Here is a 16,107-nt window from a genome sequence, read left to right on the forward strand (position 1 = left end):
TCTATTGGGCTTCAGATCTTATCCTGGCCTGACTCGGTATCTTCCCATTCCCGCAGATGAGCTCTATCTTTGAAGTTTTGGGGAGTTTGTCGCCGGGCTGAATATTTTTACCCTTATACCTGGCGTAGTAGACCATGTCTTTTCCCAATTCATCAATATATGTGACACGTTCAATGTCGAGACCCACTGCCCTGAGCATAGATGCTGCGTTGCGCTGGGTAACCTGGACAATATTAGGGACGGTGATTTTTTTGTAGCCTGAAGGGTTTATGGTAACGTAAATTTTTCGGTTCTCCTTAACCATATTTCCTGCTGGCGGATTCTGTTCAATAACTGAAAAACGAGGGTAATCAGGATCATAGTTAGCCGAATCCAGAACCTCATATCTAAGATTGGATGCTTCAATGGCTTCCCGCATCTCCATCACCGACATTTTTGAAACATTGGGAACCTCTACGAGTTCCCCGTGCTGAGTTGACGATTTTAACCATTCGAGCGCCAGCCAGGAGATTAAAAATCCGGCCAGAAGGGCCAGGCCCAGGTTAATCAGAAATGTCTTGCTGCGAAGAAAATCAATAAAATTCCTCATAAAGTTTAGCTTAACGCCTGGCAAAGATAGGAAACCGAATGCTTTTTTCTTTACTTTGAAAGAGTTATAACGGCTCATTATATCATTCAAATGCAATCACCTCAGTACTTATGAAATTGAATATTGCCATAATCATGGGCGGCTATTCCAGTGAGCACCAGATTTCTCAACTAAGCGGGCAAAATGTATTTAAACACCTCAGCAGGGAACGATATAATCCGTACCGGGTAGTGATATCTACGAATAAATGGGTATGCCTGGACGATTCGGATAAGGAATATCCGGTAAATAGGGCCGACTTCTCAGTTGAGATAGAGGGAAAAAGGATCTCCTTCCACTGCGTTTTCAACGCCATTCACGGCTCGCCGGGGGAAGACGGCTTAATGCAGGCCTATTTCAGCTTACTCGGCCTGCCGCAGACATCATGCGGATATTATCAGGCTGCACTTACATTTAACAAAAGAGATCTTTTGAGTGTTTTAAAAGCTTATGGTATTAATATGGCTACTTCCTATTACCTGAATGAGGGTGATAAAATAAACGAAGAGGAGATTTTAAAGAAAGTAGGGCTTCCCTGTTTTGTAAAAGCGAACAGGGCAGGAAGTAGTTTCGGGATCACCAAAGTCCACAAACCCGAAGAGTTGAGCAAAGGGATTGAACACGCCTTCAGGGAAGATCCGGAGATAATCATAGAATCCTGTCTGGTAGGAACAGAAGTTTCTGTAGGCGTCATTACTTACAAAGGTGAAACAAAGGTACTGCCCATCACCGAAATTGTGAGTGAAAATGACTTTTTTGATTATGAGGCCAAATACCAGGGAAAATCGCAGGAAATCACTCCGGCGCGAATTTCTGAAAAAGATAAAAAAGAAGTGAGTAGGGTTTCCAAAATGATCTATAACACCCTGGGGATGAAAGGATATACCAGAAGTGAATTTATATTGATAGACGGAGTTCCTCATATGCTGGAGATGAATACAACTCCCGGACTCACAGAGCAGAGCATTTTACCACAACAGGCCCTGGCGGAAGGTATTTCCCTATCTGAACTCTTTGAAAGTGCCGTGGAGGAGGCTTTACATGAAAATTAAGTACCTTTAACCCTACATAGAAGTCGGTACATGAAACGCGCTATTTTCCCGGGATCTTTTGACCCCATCACTTTAGGACATTACGACATCATTGAACGGGGCATTCATCTCTTTGATGAGATCATCATAGCTATAGGAACCAATGCTGAGAAGGCCTATATGTTTGATGAGGATCAACGGAAATCTTTTATCGAAAAAGCATTTAAAAACCAAGAGCAGATCAAGGTTGATACCTATGAGGGGTTAACTATCGACTATTGTAAAAAAGTAAATGCAAACTTTATTCTTCGCGGTCTCAGAAATCCGGCCGACTTTGAATTTGAGAAGGCCATTGCACATACCAACAGAAAACTTTCTGGTATTGAAACGGTCTTCCTTCTTACCTCTTCCGGGAAATCCTACATCAGCTCTTCCATTGTTCGCGATGTCATTAGAAACGGAGGTGACTACACCTCCCTTGTTCCCGACACGGTAAGGTTTAACTGATTTATTTCCAGTAGATAAGGAAAAAACAGTGACTTTACCCCAAGGATTCAGCATCAGCGATCATTCACTTATTATTTAGTATTGTAAGTTTTTTCTTACTTTTGTGTTGTATTTGCCTACATTCCATAGAATATTGTACGCACACAACGTCTTTAGGCAGGTTCACAACAATCATTAAGTAATGATGAATAATCAGAATACTTTAGTAGGAAATTACAACAATATGTTGCGTGGAACGCCTACAGTAACCTTAAACTACCTCGTAAAACAGTTGCCAACGGCAACTGCTTTTATTAATAAAAATTACGAGGTCGTCCATGTTTCTGATAAGTGGATCAATGATTTTGATTTTGATAACAGGGACGTTATAGGACGTAACCTGACAGAACTTTTTGGCAGTGTTGATAAGGACTGGGGAAAAGCTCTTAAAGATTGTCTTAAGGGGATTGCAAGTGGAGAAAGTGTACATCAGCACCTTGGAGCAGATGGAGCCCTTCAGTGGTTTGAATGGCAAAATATACCCTGGTATGACGAAAAGGAAAATATCGTAGGTGTAATCCTGCAAGCAGAAGATGTCACCGAGCGAATCAATGTAGAATTGCAGGCCGAAAAGCTGGAAACCCTTCTGGCGGCAAAATCGGAAATTACTGATGTAGGTAGTTGGGAATTTGATCTGGAGCGCAATCGGCTTCAATGGTGTGAGATCACAAAAAAAATTCACGAAGTTGTCCCAACTTATGAACCCAATATAGATACAGCAATAAACTTCTACAAGGAAGGCTACGGTAGAAATACAATTGCAATGGCCTTTGATAACGCTATTCAGAAAGGCGAAGCCTACGAAGTTAGCTGTGAACTTATTACCGCCAAAGGAAATGAGATTACAGTTATAGCTACAGGAAAGCCAATTTTTAAAAAAGGTAAACTACTTGGGCTCGTAGGTACATTCCGGGATATTACGCCCAAGATCAAATCCGAATTAAAAAGCAAACGGCAGGAGCGCCACTTTAAAAGTATTTTCAATTCCTCCTATCAGTTTACGGGAATCCTCGATACTCAGGGTACTTTTCTTGAGGTCAATGAAACGGCATTGCGATTTTCAGGCCTGAAAGAAGAAGAAGTTGTCAACAAAAAATTCTGGGATGCCTACTGGTGGCCAACTCCGGATTATGTGAAGGACGGACTTAAGGAAATCATCAGGGCTGCCTCGGAAGGAGAAGTAATGAGAAGCGAGATCGTAGTGCTCGACAAGGATAAGAATCCTATCCCCGTAGATTTCAGTTTAAAACCCGTTTACGACGAACAAGGAAATATTTTTTCGCTTCTGGCTGAAGGACGAATGATCAAAGAAATGGTAGCAGCCAGACGTAAATTAAAGGAAAGTGAAAAGAAATTCCGTGCACTTTACGAATTGTCTCCTACCAGCTATATCCTGAGTGATTTTGAAACCGGCGAGATCCTGGACTTCAACTCCTCTTTTGAAGAAACGACCGGATATACCAGAGAGCATCTTGGAAAACTCAAGGTACAGGACATCCTATTGACCGTTTCTAAAACCCAGCTACTCAGGATCAAAAAAGAAATTGAAACAACCAGCACCTTCGGTCCTGAAGAACAGGAATATATTAAAAAGGATGGCACACAGTTTCCCGTACTGGTCAGTGGCTCCCTTGTAGGAAATAAAAAAGGAAGAAAATTACTCTGGTCTACCGCCCAGGATATTTCGGAAAGTAAACTGACAGAAGCGCAGCTCAGGGAAGAGAAACAATTATTGAAAACCCTTATTGACAATTTACCCCTTAATGTCTTTATCAAAGACCTCGAATCGAGGAAAATACTGGTAAACAAAGCCGAACTAGACTATGTAGGCCTGACAGAATCGGATGTTATCGGGAAAAACGATTTCGACTTCTACGATAAAAAGTCGGCTCAAATCTCAAGGGATGAAGACCTGGAAGTGATCAATTCCCGTAAACCGATGTTACGAAAGGAGACCATAAGTGTTAAAAAAGATGGTACATCAACATCCTTCTTAAGTTCAAAAATCCCATTGGTGGGCAGTGATGACAAAGTGAAAGGTCTGATCGGTATCAGTCTGGACATTTCAGACCTCAAGCGCAAGGAGGACGAATTACACGACCTGATTAATGTGACCTCCATACAGAACAAAAAGCTTGTCAATTTTGCTCATATCGTTTCCCATAACCTCAGGTCGCATACAGCTAATTTCTCAATGCTTCTCGACTTCCTGGTGAGTGAAACGGATGCAGAAGAAAAAAACAGAATTATAAAAATGCTGATGGAGGCTTCAGACAATCTTCTGGAAACCCTTGAAAACCTCAATGAGGTGGTGGCGATAAGTACCAATATCAACCTGGATAAAAAACCGGTTTGTCTTTTCGAGAAAATCCAGAATGTTGAGAAAAACCTCACGGCCTACTTAAAAAACCACAATGCTGTGATCATCAATGATGTAGCGGAAGATCTTGAAGTTAAAGCAGTGCCAGCCTATGCAGAGAGTATTCTGATGAACTTTATCACCAATGCAATAAAATACAGGAATCCGATGCGAAAACCCGTGGTCAGGGTTACGGCCGAATCAGACGGAGACTATACCGTCTTGAGCATTAAAGACAATGGCCTTGGTATTGATCTGGAAGAACACGGCAGCAAATTATTCGGGATGTACAAAACATTTCACGAGAACCCTGACGCCAGGGGGATCGGACTATATATTACCAAAAATCAGATAGAGGCAATGAACGGAAAAGTAACTGTTGATAGTGAAGTCGGGAAAGGCACAACATTTAAAATCTACTTCAATGACAAAAATTAAAAGTGTTTGCATCATTGATGATGATCCGATTACCGTATTTGGAATAAAGAAAATGCTGAGTCTTCTCGATCTGGCGGAGGAAATCAAAACCTATGTCAATGGCAAAGAAGCAATAGACGATATCAGTAAGAGAGTAAAAAATCAGGAAACCATTCCACAGGTCATCTTCCTGGATATCAATATGCCCATTATGGATGGATGGCAATTTCTTGAAAAGTTTCTTGAACTCGAGGTTGAGGAAAAGATAAGAATCAACATCGTTACTTCTTCCATTGATCCTTATGACAAACAGCAGTGGGAACGATTTAAGGAAATTACCCACCATTTGTTGGAATTCAAAAACAAACCTATTAGAAAGAATGATATTCTTGAAATTACAAAGGCAGCTTAGTGGAATTTATCCACTTCGAACAGACTCTTGATATTCGTATAGGAGTTTTCAAGTGCCTTTTTTATTTTTCTGGGGCCTTTCCACTTCACCTTTTCAATCTTCTCACTCTTCTGCCCCACAAGTTTTCCTTTGTAGGATGTTTTCATTGCGTACCAGTGAACTTCCTTTAGTTTGTACACCCCGCCTTTTTTAAAAACGTGGTAGGTGGTCTTAAGGTAGTTCTCTATTTTAAGTCCTTTCACCCCGGTTTCCTCTTCCACTTCCCGTATCGCACATTCCTCAAGAGTCTCGCCTTTATCAATCCCGCCTTTAGGAAGATCCCATTTATCGTTCCTGTAGATAAAGAGTACTTGCCCTTTTTTGTTGGTGACCACCCCTCCTGCCGCCACTGCAAGCGGAATCTTTTTGGTGAATTTTTTGAGGATTTCTTCGTGGTTGGGATGATAAATATATGCCGCCTCCAGTTTTTTTTTGGCCAGGGCATCGATCGCGGTTTTGATCGCCGTCCCATTAAGAGGAAAATATTCTCCGTTAACAGTTTCCGACAGTTTGTTTGTTAAAACCAGGGGAGCGTCATTAACAAAAACTTTATACATTTGCGAAATGATTTTGGATAAGCATACTGCGAGTAAAACTGCTGAACTTCTTCTGCAAATTAATGCAATTAAGTTGAGACCCGAAAATCCGTTTACATGGGCATCCGGATGGCAATCCCCCATCTACTGTGATAACCGAATTTTGTTGTCCTTCCCAGTAATCAGAAACTTTATCAAAGAAGAGATTGCCAAGCAGGTTGAGGAGTTGTACGGTAAACCGGATATTATCGCCGGCGTGGCTACGGGGGCAATCGGAATTGGCGCCCTGGTGGCAGAATACCTTGGCCTTCCCTTTATCTATGTAAGACCGGAAGCAAAATCGCATGGAAGACAAAATCAGATTGAAGGCCTGCTTGAACAGGATCAGACCGTCGTAGTAATTGAAGACCTTATCAGTACTGGCAAAAGCAGTTTGAATGCAGTTGATGCCCTGGTCAAAAGCGGAGCCAAGGTAAAAGGGATGATCGCGATTTTCACCTACGGATTTGATGTCGCCAGTGAAAATTTCAAGAAAAAAGGTATTGAGCTCCACACCCTCAGTAATTATGAAACACTTGTTCAATTGGCCTCTGACAGCCATTATATAAAAGAAGAACAACTTAATACGCTAATGGAGTGGAGAAAAAATCCTTCGCTCTGGAAACCCTGAACTTATGCACATAGAAAGCCCTAAAAAGACAGTTAATAAAAACAAAGAGGAGGTATTCTCATTTCTTACAGACCTTAAAAACTTTGAGAAATTGATGCCAGAATCCATTGACAAATTCGAGATATTAGATGAGGACACCTTCCTTTTTGCCCTTAACGGCATGCCTCAGATTGTATTGAAACGGAAGGAGCAAATTCCTCATGAGCGCGTTGTTCTCGGCGCTGCAAGTGAAAAACTACCCTTTACCCTTAGTGCGCAAATAGATGAGATAGACGCGAGCAGCAGCGAGGTAACACTTAGTTTTGAAGGTGAATTCAACGCAATGATGGCGATGATGATAAAAAATCCAATTACGAATTTTATCGGCACGCTCTCCGACAACCTTTCTAAAATGTAAGCTACTTTAATTCTGGAATTACAAGGGATACTTGATTTCTTTGAGGCCGCAGGATAAAAGCTGGCCTCCTTCGGCTTCCACCAGCAGCCTTCCTTCCGAAGTGACCCCCCTGATAGCCCCTATTATCTGCTTCCCGTGAATTTCATAATTTAACTGCCGATCTCTCATATACAATAAGCTTTTATAGTCTGGCGAAAGGTCCTTCTTAGCATGTTCTACTTCCTCCATTGAATCGTGAACGAGATCGAGCAGACGATTGAGTAATATATCAAGGGGATACGACTTTCCTGTAATCTGTTTTAAGGAAGCTGCATTGGGAAGGTTTGAAAATTTTTCCTGATTTACATTGATTCCGATTCCAAGAACGGATTGTTTTAACATAAATCCCTTTAAGGTATTCTCAATCAGGATGCCACAAATCTTTTTATTACCTGACATTATGTCGTTAGGCCATTTGATAGCTAATTCCGGGATTTCCAGTTCCTTGAATAGCTGAATCAACGAAAGGGATAAGGCCATCGAAATTAAAAATCCCTGATCTGCTCTTAGCGCTTTAAAATATTTCAAAACACTAATTGTCAGGTTTTTACCGGGTTCAGAAGACCAATTTGTTCCTGCCTGTCCTACCCCTTTTAACTGGGAATCAGCGACCAAAACCGTAAAGTCAATCAAGGTAGTATCAGCCATCAATCTCTTCAGATGGAGGTTAGTGGAATCCGTGGCATTAACTTTGATTACTTGCATAGTGTATAAATACCCCTGAGAACTGTACAATGTTATGTTAAAAACTAGGGGCAAGAAAATAAAAAAATAATAACTTTGTATAAACTAAATATTTTGGATGCAGAAAGGAAAGCCTAGCGCAGATGAGTTAATCTCTTTAATATTACAAGGAATAGAAGAAGTTAAAGGACTAGAAATTAATTTACTCGACCTTAGGGACATTGAAAATACTGTTTGCGACTACTTTGTTTTATGTAATGGTACCTCCAATACGCATGTCAATGCGATCGTAAATTCAATCCAAAAAACAGTTAGCAAAGGCATAAAAGATAAACCCTGGCATGTTGAAGGTTCTGACAATGCCGAGTGGGTGCTTTTGGATTATGTTAACGTCGTGGTTCACGTGTTTCAAAAACAGGTGAGAGAATTCTACGATATTGAAGGACTTTGGGGCGATGCGAAAGTGACGCTGGTAGAAAGTAGTTTTAATCAATAAAAAATGGCTAAAGAAAAAGATAATAATACCCCGCAAAAAAGACCAAAATTCAGCTCTTGGTGGATTTATGGCCTTATCGCCGTTCTCCTGATTGCATTCAATTTTTTTGGGAGTGGAAGTCTGGGGACCACCAGAAAAACAACTACCTCTGAGTTGCAACAATATCTCAGAGCCGGTGACATTTCTAAAATCCTTATCATCACAAATACTAATCAGGCCAAGGTCTTTCTTACTGAGGAAGCCCTGGCGAAAGACGTGCATAAGGAGGTAGCTAATAAACCCTTCTTTCCGACCACGGCAGAAATTCCCCAGTATGTCCTTGATTATGGGGATCTACAGATTTTTCAGAATGAGATTACAGAAATAAAGAAGGAAAATTCACTGAATACCATTGTGGAATTCGACAAAGAATCGAATTTGTTCATGGACCTTCTGATTACTATTCTTCCCTTTGTACTCATCATCGGAATCTGGATTTACCTGATGAGGAGAATGTCTGGCGGAGGAGCCGGAGGCGCCGGAGGACAGATATTTAATATTGGTAAATCAAAGGCTAAACTCTTTGATGAGAAAACAGATACGAGAACTTCATTTAAAGATGTTGCCGGGCTGGAAGGTGCCAAGGAAGAGATCGAAGAGATCGTGGAGTTCCTGAAGAATCCTGATAAATATACCTCTCTGGGGGGTAAAATCCCTAAAGGTGCATTGCTGGTGGGCCCTCCGGGAACAGGTAAAACATTACTGGCAAAGGCCGTCGCCGGTGAAGCGAAAGTTCCGTTTTTCTCCTTGTCAGGTTCTGATTTTGTTGAGATGTTTGTCGGAGTTGGAGCATCCAGGGTAAGGGACTTGTTCAAACAGGCCAAGGACAAAGCTCCTGCGATCATTTTTATTGATGAGATTGACGCCATTGGCCGCGCCAGAGGCAAGAATAATTTTACTGGGTCTAATGACGAGCGTGAAAACACCCTCAACCAGCTATTAACGGAAATGGATGGGTTTGGAACCAATACCAACGTTATTGTGCTCGCAGCCACCAACAGGGCTGATGTCCTGGATAAAGCCCTAATGAGAGCGGGTAGATTTGACCGTCAGATTTATGTGGACTTGCCGGATATCAGGGAAAGAAAAGAGATTTTCGAGGTACATTTAAGGCCTATTAAAACTGCTGAAACACTTGATTTAGATTTTCTCGCACGCCAAACACCAGGTTTCTCCGGTGCCGATATTGCAAATGTTTGTAACGAAGCTGCACTGATCGCAGCCAGAAAGGAAAAGAAGGCGGTTACAAAACAAGACTTCCTCGATGCGGTTGACCGAATCGTAGGCGGACTCGAGAAAAAGAATAAGATCATTACCAAGGAAGAAAAACGTACGATTGCCTATCATGAAGCAGGGCACGCTACCGTGAGCTGGATGCTCGAACACGCGGCACCCCTGGTAAAGGTAACTATAGTACCCCGGGGCCAGTCTCTGGGTTCAGCCTGGTATTTGCCTGAAGAACGCCTAATTGTGCGACCCGAGCAAATGAAAGATGAAATGTGTGCCACCTTAGGAGGCAGGGCAGCGGAAAAAGTCATCTTTAATAAAATCTCTACCGGAGCCTTGAGCGATCTTGAAAAAGTGACCAAACAGGCCAGAGCCATGGTGACCATTTACGGTCTTAATGATCAGATTGGGAATCTAACCTATTACGATTCCTCAGGGCAGAATGAATATGGCTTTACCAAACCCTATAGCGAAGAGACCGCTCAAAAGATAGATGAAGAAATCTCTAAACTTATAGAGGAACAGTATAGCAGAGCAATTGATGTTCTGAAAAAAAACAAGGATAAACTCACCGAATTGGCGGAACGACTATTGGAAAAGGAGGTTATTTTTAAAGAAGACCTTGAAAAAATCTTTGGTGAGAGACCTTTTGAAAAGAAGTTTGATAAAAAAGGCCAGGAAATCTCCGTCAATGAAGAAGAAACAGAAGAACCTGAAGAACTGACCGAGGATAATAAATAAAGTTCCCGGTTCGTTCTAGAAATTAGTACATTACAGCTGATTAAATCAAGAAATGGGACTATTTTCCAGTTTATTTGGAGGAGGTAAGAAGAAGAAGGTTTCCAAGGCTACCGTGGAAACCAGGGGGGTACATATGCCCGACCTCAATCTTCCCATTGATGAAAAATTCACCATCCATTTTAAAAAGAATGGGGGAAAATTCCTTTACTGTGATTCCTTTAAAGAAGTGTCTGAAGCACTCCGGAATATCGTTGAGGAAAATCAATGGAAGAACTCGCCTTTCTTTATCATGGATGAGAGATTGGAACAAAAATTCTCAAAAGAAGACATATCTTTTACACAAAAGGCTAGTAATAGCGAGATCTTTTTTACCACCTGTGAACATCTGATCGCCCAAAATGGCTCCATCCTCGTTTGCTCAAATCAATTAAAGGAAAAGAAGCTCAACGAACTCCCGGAAAACGTTATTGTCTTTGCAACTACCAGTCAGCTCGTAGAAAATATCGGAGAAGGCCTTAAGGCGATCAAGAAAAAATACAAGCAGGGTATTCCTGCTAACATCACCACCTTAAAGCACTTTCAGGCTACAAATGAAAATGCCGATGACTTCCTGACATACGGCAGCAGCTCCAAGCATCTATACCTCTTACTACTGGAAGATTTATAGGATGAGGGAACTTCTACGGCGGTTACTTACGGGGGTTGTTTACGTGATTTTACTCCTTTCGGCCGTTTTTTTAAGTTCAGACGCCTTCGACTTCCTTTTTATGGTATTTGGGCTTGCCTGTTTATACGAATTCAAGAAACTTGTGGGATTAAGAGGCTACTACCTATTTGCAGCCTATCTCGGTCTGTGGTGGCTGTTTATTTACATCGTCAGGGATGCAGTTCTTATTAATATCCTGATGTTTCTTTCCATTACGGTCAACATAACGATGATCTACTTCCTGTTCACTAAAAAGAAATTCTACAGAGCCTATGAAAAATTTGTCATAGGTCTCTTTTATATCGGTGGTGGATGTATATTCCTGACCATGATTCCCTACAAGGATGATGATTTTGCAAAACTGTTGATCATGGGAATCTTTATCCTAATTTGGGTGAACGACTCTTTTGCCTACCTGGTAGGATCATCCATTGGAAGAACAAAATTATATCCCTCTGTTTCCCCTAAGAAAACTGTAGAAGGAACTTTGGGAGGCTTTATTTTTACGCTTATTGCTGCCTATATTCTTTCCCTTTACGAACCCATTTTAAAGCCGGCAGAGTGGATAATTCTCGCTTCGGTAATTGTCATAATGGGCAGTCTGGGAGATCTGATTGAATCAAAACTAAAAAGATTGGCAGGAGTAAAAGACAGTGGTGCAATTCTTCCCGGGCACGGTGGGATGCTCGATCGTTTGGATAGTCTTATATTTGCAGCACCATTTGCATATCTTGTATTAAATATTTTTACCTATGTTTCATAGAGAGGGACGCACCATTATCCTCCTGACTTTCTTCACCGTAGCCATCATCATTCTTCTGGCGCATTTTTATATGGGTAATCCTACCTATAAACTAATCGTTCAGGGTCTGGCATTAGTGGTACTTATCCTTATTCTCCAATTTTTCAGAAATCCAAAAAGAATATCCAATAAAAATTTTAACGAGATCCATGCACCGGTGGATGGAAAAGTTGTTGTGATTGAAAGGATCATGGAAAAGGAGTATTTTAATGAAGAAAGACTACAGATTTCCATCTTTATGTCTCCGGTAAATGTACATGTGACGAGATATCCTGCCAGTGGAGTCATTCAATATTCCAAATACCATCCGGGAAAATACCTGGTAGCCTGGCATCCCAAATCAAGTGAAGAAAACGAACGGACCACCGTGGTCATACGAACTCCAAAATTCGGAGATATTCTCTATCGTCAGATTGCCGGGGCCATGGCCAGACGCATAGTGAATTACGCGGAAGAGGGCGAAAGTGCACAACAGGGTGAAGAAAGCGGCTTTATTAAATTTGGCTCCAGGGTTGACGTACTACTCCCGGTAGATGCCCGGGTGGCTGTAAAACTCAATCAAAAGGTAAAAGGTGCCATCACCTGTCTGGCTACAATTAAAGAAAATGATGGAGAAGGATAGGCTGCATACCGAATTTGAAAAAGCAGTTAACTATATCAGTAACTATACTGACCCTCTCCCCCCCGATCTGCTCTTAAAACTATACGCATACTACAAGATCGCCAATCAGAATTACAACAATCCCGGAAGTAAGACTCCCCTTATTAATGCCTTTAAAGCGAATGCACTTTTCCAGGCACAAAATTTACAACCCGAAGAAGCGATGGAAAAATACATTGTCCTGGTTAAAAAAGAATTCGGAATAAGCTCTTTTTAATTTCAGGCATAGAGATCTTTAGTATCCGCCTTACACAGCTCGAAGATAAATTCAGACATTTTTAGAGTTACATCTTTAAAAAGACGTTCACCCTTCTCTGCAGTGGCATTCGATGGATCCCCTACCCCAGTATCTTCTGATATTTCAGACCACCTTCTTTCTGCCCATGCCCATCCTTCAGAAAAAGCTTGAATCCTGAAATTTTTCGCTTTCCCATCACCCCACTGGTTTTTATCGAGGACCAGATCGGGACGGAAATACAGCATCAGACTGGTTTCTCTTTCATCGGCGTGATCTCCTTTTTCAACAATATAATCGGCATTCTCCAGGGCTTTGAACCAATTGGAGACACAGAGGAACATGTTGGGAAATTTCAGGCCTAATTCTCTTACCAGCGCTTTAAAATTATTACCCCCGTGACTATTGAAAAGAAGTAATTTATGTATCCCCTGTCTCTCCAGTACGGTGATGATATCTGCCAGTATGGCTAGTTGTGTGCTTGGATTTAAGTTGATATCAAGATAGATATCAGATTGTCCGGTATTGACACCAAAGGGTATGGTTGGCAGCACTATGGGCTTAGCTCCCTTTTCCCATGCCAGTTTAGCAGCTTCAGCAGCCAGATGATCGGCCTCGTAGATATCCGTTCCATATGGGAGATGGTAATTATGTGCCTCGGTAGCTGCCCAGGGTAAAATTGCCAGTTCAAATTGAGTTTGCTTTAACGCCAGCCAGTTAGTTTCAGCAAGGATGTAAGGTCTTATTCCCATATTATTTTATAAAGCGATTTGTTGTTCTATGCCTGCTCTTTCGACAAAGGTAAAGTAGAATCCACCCAAAATGGATAGACCGAAATACGTAGCAATTACAAGACTACCATATTCCCAGATCGAATTAATTCCAAACCAGTCATTTGTTACCCATATAAGGGCGATACCGGCAATACCCCTGAAAAATTCTATATAAAACGCAAAATTCTGACGGTCCATCAGGCTGGTATACCCAAAAATTCCAAGAAAAATATAGGCTCCGCAAAGAAGTAGCCCACTAAACCCGATCTCAGTATAATTGTAAAACATAAAGAGAATTAAAGCCAGGGTACAAACCATCTGAAAAATGGCATAGCCTTTTAAGAATGAGGAGGCCAATGTTTTATATCGTTTAAAACCGTATACATCCTGTATTATCTTGGTGGGATATTTTTCCTGTACGTCTAAGGGCCGCCAACCGGTAGGCATAAACCATATCCTGAATTTGTCTTTTAAACTCTTAGTCCGCCAGGCATCCACAGATAATCTCCATAAATGCTGAAAATTGATCAATATGGGATTCCAGGTATGTGCCGGTTTTAAAACCCCGTATTGGGGAGGTACCTGCTCCAGTTCTTCCTGGAAAGTTCCGAAGCACCGATCCCAGACACAAAGGATCTGCCCCAGATTCTTATCGATATATTCGGGATTGATCGCATGGTGTACCCGATGCTGTGATGGTGTCACAATAATGTATTCGAGCCATCCCATTTTTCCAATATGCTGCGTATGATACCAGAACTGTGCAAACAAATGTACAGGTGCGATGATGGCGATCACCTCAGCAGGAACACCCAGAAAGGCAGCAGGAAAGAGAAAAAGAGGAAAGTAGCCCAGTAAATTTGAGATGGACTGGCGTAAGGCACAGGCCAGGTTAAATTCCTCACTGCTGTGATGGATCACATGTTGATTCCAGAAGATATTTATATGATGACTGAGACGATGGTTCCAGTATCCGGCAAAATCAATAGCCAGAAAGGCGACTAACCAGACCAGCCATGTAGCTTCAATCTCTGTTATTGCAAGGTTTTTCAACAGGAAAGGATAACTTACCAATATCAACCCCAGGCCCAGAGAGTCTTTAACAATATTGGTCAGTCCGGAACTAATACTGCTTACCGTATCCAATACCTTATGATGCTGATTTTTTACAAAATGCCCGTACAGAATCTCTATTAACAACAAGACTATAAAGAAGGGAATAGCATATAAGAGGGCATTGGCGTAAGTTTCCATTTTGTGATACTGTCTGTCAGGGATAAAATAACAAATTCAAAGAAGGTATAAAACTAATTAAAAGGTCCTACCATAATATGTGCCCTGTGGGTTCCCGGATCCATCAGCCACGGCATTCCCGGAGCGTGAGGTTTATCTGGCAGACCTGTTGATTCTGTAGTGGCAAAAGGAGTATAGATCACATATCGAAACTTGCCATTAGGCAGGGCTCCGGTAGTAGTATCATAGTCTTCCTCCTTGCCAAAGAAGACATAAAGCATACTTGGTTCCCTGGGCATAGGAAGGGCACCTGTTTCAATTTCCCGACCCCTGATTTCATTTCGTTCATCCTGGGATTTACCCTCAGCATTTAACTCCCTTCCCCTTGCCATAAAAGGTTCAAGTTTTACAGAGTAGCAACTGGAACTGATTCCTTTTCTATATGGATTATCCCCGACACAAACCATGTTATTGGTTCCCTTTCTCAGGACTACGAATTCTCCATCAGCATTATAACCATAGACCATGGCTCCCTCCTTTTGATTTTCAGGTAAGGGCAATACAGCAGTTGCAATCTGAACTTCTTTAGGCAGAATTTTTACATTCTCCTCTTGTGCACCTAAAAAAAACGGCAATACAAGGAATAATGATACAAGTGTTTTCATTGGATTCGCTTTGCCTAAAGATAAAAAAAACAGGCATCAATTTTGAAGTTCCTATTTTTTAAGATGTAAAACGACATTAGTTACAGTTCAGGGCGTAGTTATCGTCCATATCCTTGGTCCATTGAGCAGGGATGTCATTTAGAATCTCTTCATTGACCTTGATACAGGTAAGTGGATTATTCTCAACCGCGAATGTGTTCAACTGCAAACTATTGGGAATGGCCGACAGATCAATTGCCCCTAAAGTATTGTCATTGATTTCCAGAAGCTGTAAAGTACTGCTGTCAGAAATATCAAGTTGGGTAAGGTTGTTACCCGGAACAGACAACTTCTCCAGAACATTCAGATTAGATACATTGATACTTGTTAATGCATTATTCTGAACGTAAATAAACTTAAGAAGCGTATTGCCAGAGAGATTCAGACTGCTTATCTGATTGTCATTTACCCAAAGATTATCGAGCATAATAAAATCAGAAATGCCCTGCAGGCTGGATATACCCTTATCGTTCATGACAAGAGAGGTAACCATTTCAGCTTCACTGGTCAGCACTGATCCGTCTACAACATCATCTATTCCCAAATCCACAAGAGCCTGTTCAAATGCTGCATCGACGATGTTTGTTCGAAGCGCTGGTGCCATCTGTTCCTGATTTGTATCTGAATTATCGCCGTCATTTGAACATGAAAGCAAGGCAAAACAAAGAATTCCCAGGAGGATAAAATTAAATTTTTTCATAGTTCCTTTTTGGATAAATATATCACAAGTAG

The 16,107-nt window shown here is 41.4% G+C and carries 19 protein-coding genes; 12 read left to right on the forward strand and 7 right to left on the reverse strand.

Annotated elements, in window-relative coordinates; genetic code table 11:
- Position 1: 1 nt before the first annotated feature.
- Entirely contained in the window at positions 2-589 is a 588-nt protein-coding gene (locus tag ACA086_RS13040) for a PASTA domain-containing protein (RefSeq protein WP_371003779.1), read from the reverse strand.
- A gap of 110 nt (positions 590-699) precedes the next feature.
- On the opposite strand from ACA086_RS13040, the gene ACA086_RS13045 reads away from it, so the two are divergent.
- From ACA086_RS13045 to ACA086_RS13060, 4 genes are all read left to right on the forward strand, one after another.
- A complete protein-coding gene (locus ACA086_RS13045) occupies positions 700-1,680 on the forward strand; it encodes a D-alanine--D-alanine ligase (protein WP_371003780.1) in 981 nt (326 codons plus the stop codon).
- Between the two features lie 30 nt (positions 1,681-1,710).
- Positions 1,711-2,166 carry a pantetheine-phosphate adenylyltransferase gene (coaD, locus tag ACA086_RS13050; protein ID WP_371003781.1) on the forward strand — a complete coding sequence of 152 codons (456 nt, stop codon included), beginning with the start codon at positions 1,711-1,713 and terminating at the stop codon, positions 2,164-2,166.
- A 181-nt stretch (positions 2,167-2,347) separates the two neighbouring features.
- Positions 2,348-5,002, forward strand: coding sequence for a PAS domain S-box protein (locus tag ACA086_RS13055; protein ID WP_371003782.1), 2,655 nt, complete (start codon positions 2,348-2,350; stop codon positions 5,000-5,002).
- Positions 4,989-5,393 carry a response regulator gene (locus ACA086_RS13060; protein WP_369747186.1) on the forward strand — a complete coding sequence of 135 codons (405 nt, stop codon included), beginning with the start codon at positions 4,989-4,991 and terminating at the stop codon, positions 5,391-5,393. Before ACA086_RS13055 ends, ACA086_RS13060 begins: the two co-directional genes overlap by 14 nt.
- On the opposite strand, the gene ACA086_RS13065 is transcribed toward ACA086_RS13060, so the two are convergent.
- On the reverse strand, positions 5,390-5,989 hold the full coding sequence (locus tag ACA086_RS13065) for an NUDIX hydrolase (RefSeq protein WP_371003784.1): 600 nt from the start codon (positions 5,987-5,989) through the stop codon (positions 5,390-5,392). The genes ACA086_RS13060 and ACA086_RS13065 overlap by 4 nt on opposite strands.
- Before the next feature lie 7 nt (positions 5,990-5,996).
- On the opposite strand from ACA086_RS13065, the gene pyrE reads away from it, so the two are divergent.
- Entirely contained in the window at positions 5,997-6,638 is a 642-nt protein-coding gene (pyrE, locus tag ACA086_RS13070; protein WP_371003785.1) for an orotate phosphoribosyltransferase, read from the forward strand.
- 4 nt (positions 6,639-6,642) lie between these two features.
- Positions 6,643-7,035 carry an SRPBCC family protein gene (locus tag ACA086_RS13075; RefSeq protein WP_371003786.1) on the forward strand — a complete coding sequence of 131 codons (393 nt, stop codon included), beginning with the start codon at positions 6,643-6,645 and terminating at the stop codon, positions 7,033-7,035.
- Positions 7,036-7,053: 18 nt separating this feature from the next.
- Here ACA086_RS13075 and ACA086_RS13080 read toward each other — a convergent pair whose 3' ends face one another.
- Positions 7,054-7,779: a biotin--[acetyl-CoA-carboxylase] ligase gene (locus ACA086_RS13080; RefSeq protein WP_371003788.1), complete on the reverse strand. Its 726-nt coding sequence runs from the start codon at positions 7,777-7,779 to the stop codon at positions 7,054-7,056.
- Positions 7,780-7,876: 97 nt separating this feature from the next.
- On the opposite strand from ACA086_RS13080, the gene rsfS reads away from it, so the two are divergent.
- The 6 genes from rsfS to ACA086_RS13110 are packed head-to-tail and all read left to right on the forward strand — an operon-like array spanning position 7,877 to position 12,647.
- Entirely contained in the window at positions 7,877-8,254 is a 378-nt protein-coding gene (gene rsfS / locus ACA086_RS13085; RefSeq protein WP_369747181.1) for a ribosome silencing factor, read from the forward strand.
- 3 nt (positions 8,255-8,257) lie between these two features.
- On the forward strand, positions 8,258-10,261 hold the full coding sequence (ftsH, locus tag ACA086_RS13090; RefSeq protein WP_371003789.1) for an ATP-dependent zinc metalloprotease FtsH: 2,004 nt from the start codon (positions 8,258-8,260) through the stop codon (positions 10,259-10,261).
- A 52-nt stretch (positions 10,262-10,313) separates the two neighbouring features.
- Positions 10,314-10,928, forward strand: coding sequence for an LUD domain-containing protein (locus ACA086_RS13095; RefSeq protein ID WP_371003790.1), 615 nt, complete (start codon positions 10,314-10,316; stop codon positions 10,926-10,928).
- Position 10,929: 1 nt separating this feature from the next.
- Entirely contained in the window at positions 10,930-11,730 is an 801-nt protein-coding gene (locus tag ACA086_RS13100) for a phosphatidate cytidylyltransferase (protein WP_369747178.1), read from the forward strand.
- Positions 11,720-12,391: a phosphatidylserine decarboxylase family protein gene (locus ACA086_RS13105; RefSeq protein WP_371003791.1), complete on the forward strand. Its 672-nt coding sequence runs from the start codon at positions 11,720-11,722 to the stop codon at positions 12,389-12,391. The genes ACA086_RS13100 and ACA086_RS13105 overlap by 11 nt, the downstream gene beginning before the upstream one ends.
- Positions 12,378-12,647 (forward strand): acyl-CoA-binding protein, encoded by a 270-nt coding sequence (locus ACA086_RS13110; RefSeq protein ID WP_371003835.1) that lies wholly within the window; start codon positions 12,378-12,380, stop codon positions 12,645-12,647. The genes ACA086_RS13105 and ACA086_RS13110 overlap by 14 nt, the downstream gene beginning before the upstream one ends.
- Before the next feature lie 2 nt (positions 12,648-12,649).
- On the opposite strand, the gene ACA086_RS13115 is transcribed toward ACA086_RS13110, so the two are convergent.
- The 4 genes from ACA086_RS13115 to ACA086_RS13130 form a co-directional block, all read right to left on the reverse strand.
- Positions 12,650-13,417 carry a creatininase family protein gene (locus ACA086_RS13115; protein ID WP_371003793.1) on the reverse strand — a complete coding sequence of 256 codons (768 nt, stop codon included), beginning with the start codon at positions 13,415-13,417 and terminating at the stop codon, positions 12,650-12,652.
- A 6-nt stretch (positions 13,418-13,423) separates the two neighbouring features.
- Complete coding sequence (locus tag ACA086_RS13120) at positions 13,424-14,692, reverse strand: sterol desaturase family protein (protein ID WP_371003794.1); 1,269 nt, start codon at positions 14,690-14,692, stop codon at positions 13,424-13,426.
- Positions 14,693-14,745: 53 nt separating this feature from the next.
- The gene (locus tag ACA086_RS13125) at positions 14,746-15,336 is read right to left on the reverse strand and encodes a hypothetical protein (RefSeq protein ID WP_371003795.1); all 591 of its coding nucleotides are present in this window, start codon (positions 15,334-15,336) and stop codon (positions 14,746-14,748) included.
- Between the two features lie 76 nt (positions 15,337-15,412).
- Entirely contained in the window at positions 15,413-16,075 is a 663-nt protein-coding gene (locus ACA086_RS13130) for a hypothetical protein (protein WP_371003796.1), read from the reverse strand.
- Positions 16,076-16,107 lie beyond the last annotated feature (32 nt).

This window comes from Muriicola sp. E247 (assembly GCF_041358175.1).
Classification (GTDB): Bacteria; Bacteroidota; Bacteroidia; order Flavobacteriales; family Flavobacteriaceae; genus Muriicola.

What these genes read in the sequence shown, in the direction of transcription:
- ACA086_RS13105 (WP_371003791.1), top strand. Translation starts at nt 11,720, where the DNA reads ATGTTTCATAGAGAGGGACGCACCATTATCCTCCTGACTTTCTTCACC.
- ACA086_RS13095 (WP_371003790.1), top strand. Translation starts at nt 10,314, where the DNA reads ATGGGACTATTTTCCAGTTTATTTGGAGGAGGTAAGAAGAAGAAGGTT.
- ACA086_RS13100 (WP_369747178.1), top strand. Translation starts at nt 10,930, where the DNA reads ATGAGGGAACTTCTACGGCGGTTACTTACGGGGGTTGTTTACGTGATT.
- ACA086_RS13130 (WP_371003796.1), bottom strand. Translation starts at nt 16,075, where the DNA reads ATGAAAAAATTTAATTTTATCCTCCTGGGAATTCTTTGTTTTGCCTTG.
- ACA086_RS13040 (WP_371003779.1), bottom strand. Translation starts at nt 589, where the DNA reads ATGAGGAATTTTATTGATTTTCTTCGCAGCAAGACATTTCTGATTAAC.
- ACA086_RS13060 (WP_369747186.1), top strand. Translation starts at nt 4,989, where the DNA reads ATGACAAAAATTAAAAGTGTTTGCATCATTGATGATGATCCGATTACC.
- ACA086_RS13065 (WP_371003784.1), bottom strand. Translation starts at nt 5,989, where the DNA reads ATGTATAAAGTTTTTGTTAATGACGCTCCCCTGGTTTTAACAAACAAA.
- ACA086_RS13115 (WP_371003793.1), bottom strand. Translation starts at nt 13,417, where the DNA reads ATGGGAATAAGACCTTACATCCTTGCTGAAACTAACTGGCTGGCGTTA.
- ACA086_RS13055 (WP_371003782.1), top strand. Translation starts at nt 2,348, where the DNA reads ATGATGAATAATCAGAATACTTTAGTAGGAAATTACAACAATATGTTG.
- ACA086_RS13125 (WP_371003795.1), bottom strand. Translation starts at nt 15,336, where the DNA reads ATGAAAACACTTGTATCATTATTCCTTGTATTGCCGTTTTTTTTAGGT.
- pyrE (WP_371003785.1), top strand. Translation starts at nt 5,997, where the DNA reads ATGATTTTGGATAAGCATACTGCGAGTAAAACTGCTGAACTTCTTCTG.
- ACA086_RS13075 (WP_371003786.1), top strand. Translation starts at nt 6,643, where the DNA reads ATGCACATAGAAAGCCCTAAAAAGACAGTTAATAAAAACAAAGAGGAG.
- rsfS (WP_369747181.1), top strand. Translation starts at nt 7,877, where the DNA reads ATGCAGAAAGGAAAGCCTAGCGCAGATGAGTTAATCTCTTTAATATTA.
- ACA086_RS13110 (WP_371003835.1), top strand. Translation starts at nt 12,378, where the DNA reads ATGGAGAAGGATAGGCTGCATACCGAATTTGAAAAAGCAGTTAACTAT.
- ftsH (WP_371003789.1), top strand. Translation starts at nt 8,258, where the DNA reads ATGGCTAAAGAAAAAGATAATAATACCCCGCAAAAAAGACCAAAATTC.
- ACA086_RS13120 (WP_371003794.1), bottom strand. Translation starts at nt 14,692, where the DNA reads ATGGAAACTTACGCCAATGCCCTCTTATATGCTATTCCCTTCTTTATA.
- ACA086_RS13080 (WP_371003788.1), bottom strand. Translation starts at nt 7,779, where the DNA reads ATGCAAGTAATCAAAGTTAATGCCACGGATTCCACTAACCTCCATCTG.
- coaD (WP_371003781.1), top strand. Translation starts at nt 1,711, where the DNA reads ATGAAACGCGCTATTTTCCCGGGATCTTTTGACCCCATCACTTTAGGA.
- ACA086_RS13045 (WP_371003780.1), top strand. Translation starts at nt 700, where the DNA reads ATGAAATTGAATATTGCCATAATCATGGGCGGCTATTCCAGTGAGCAC.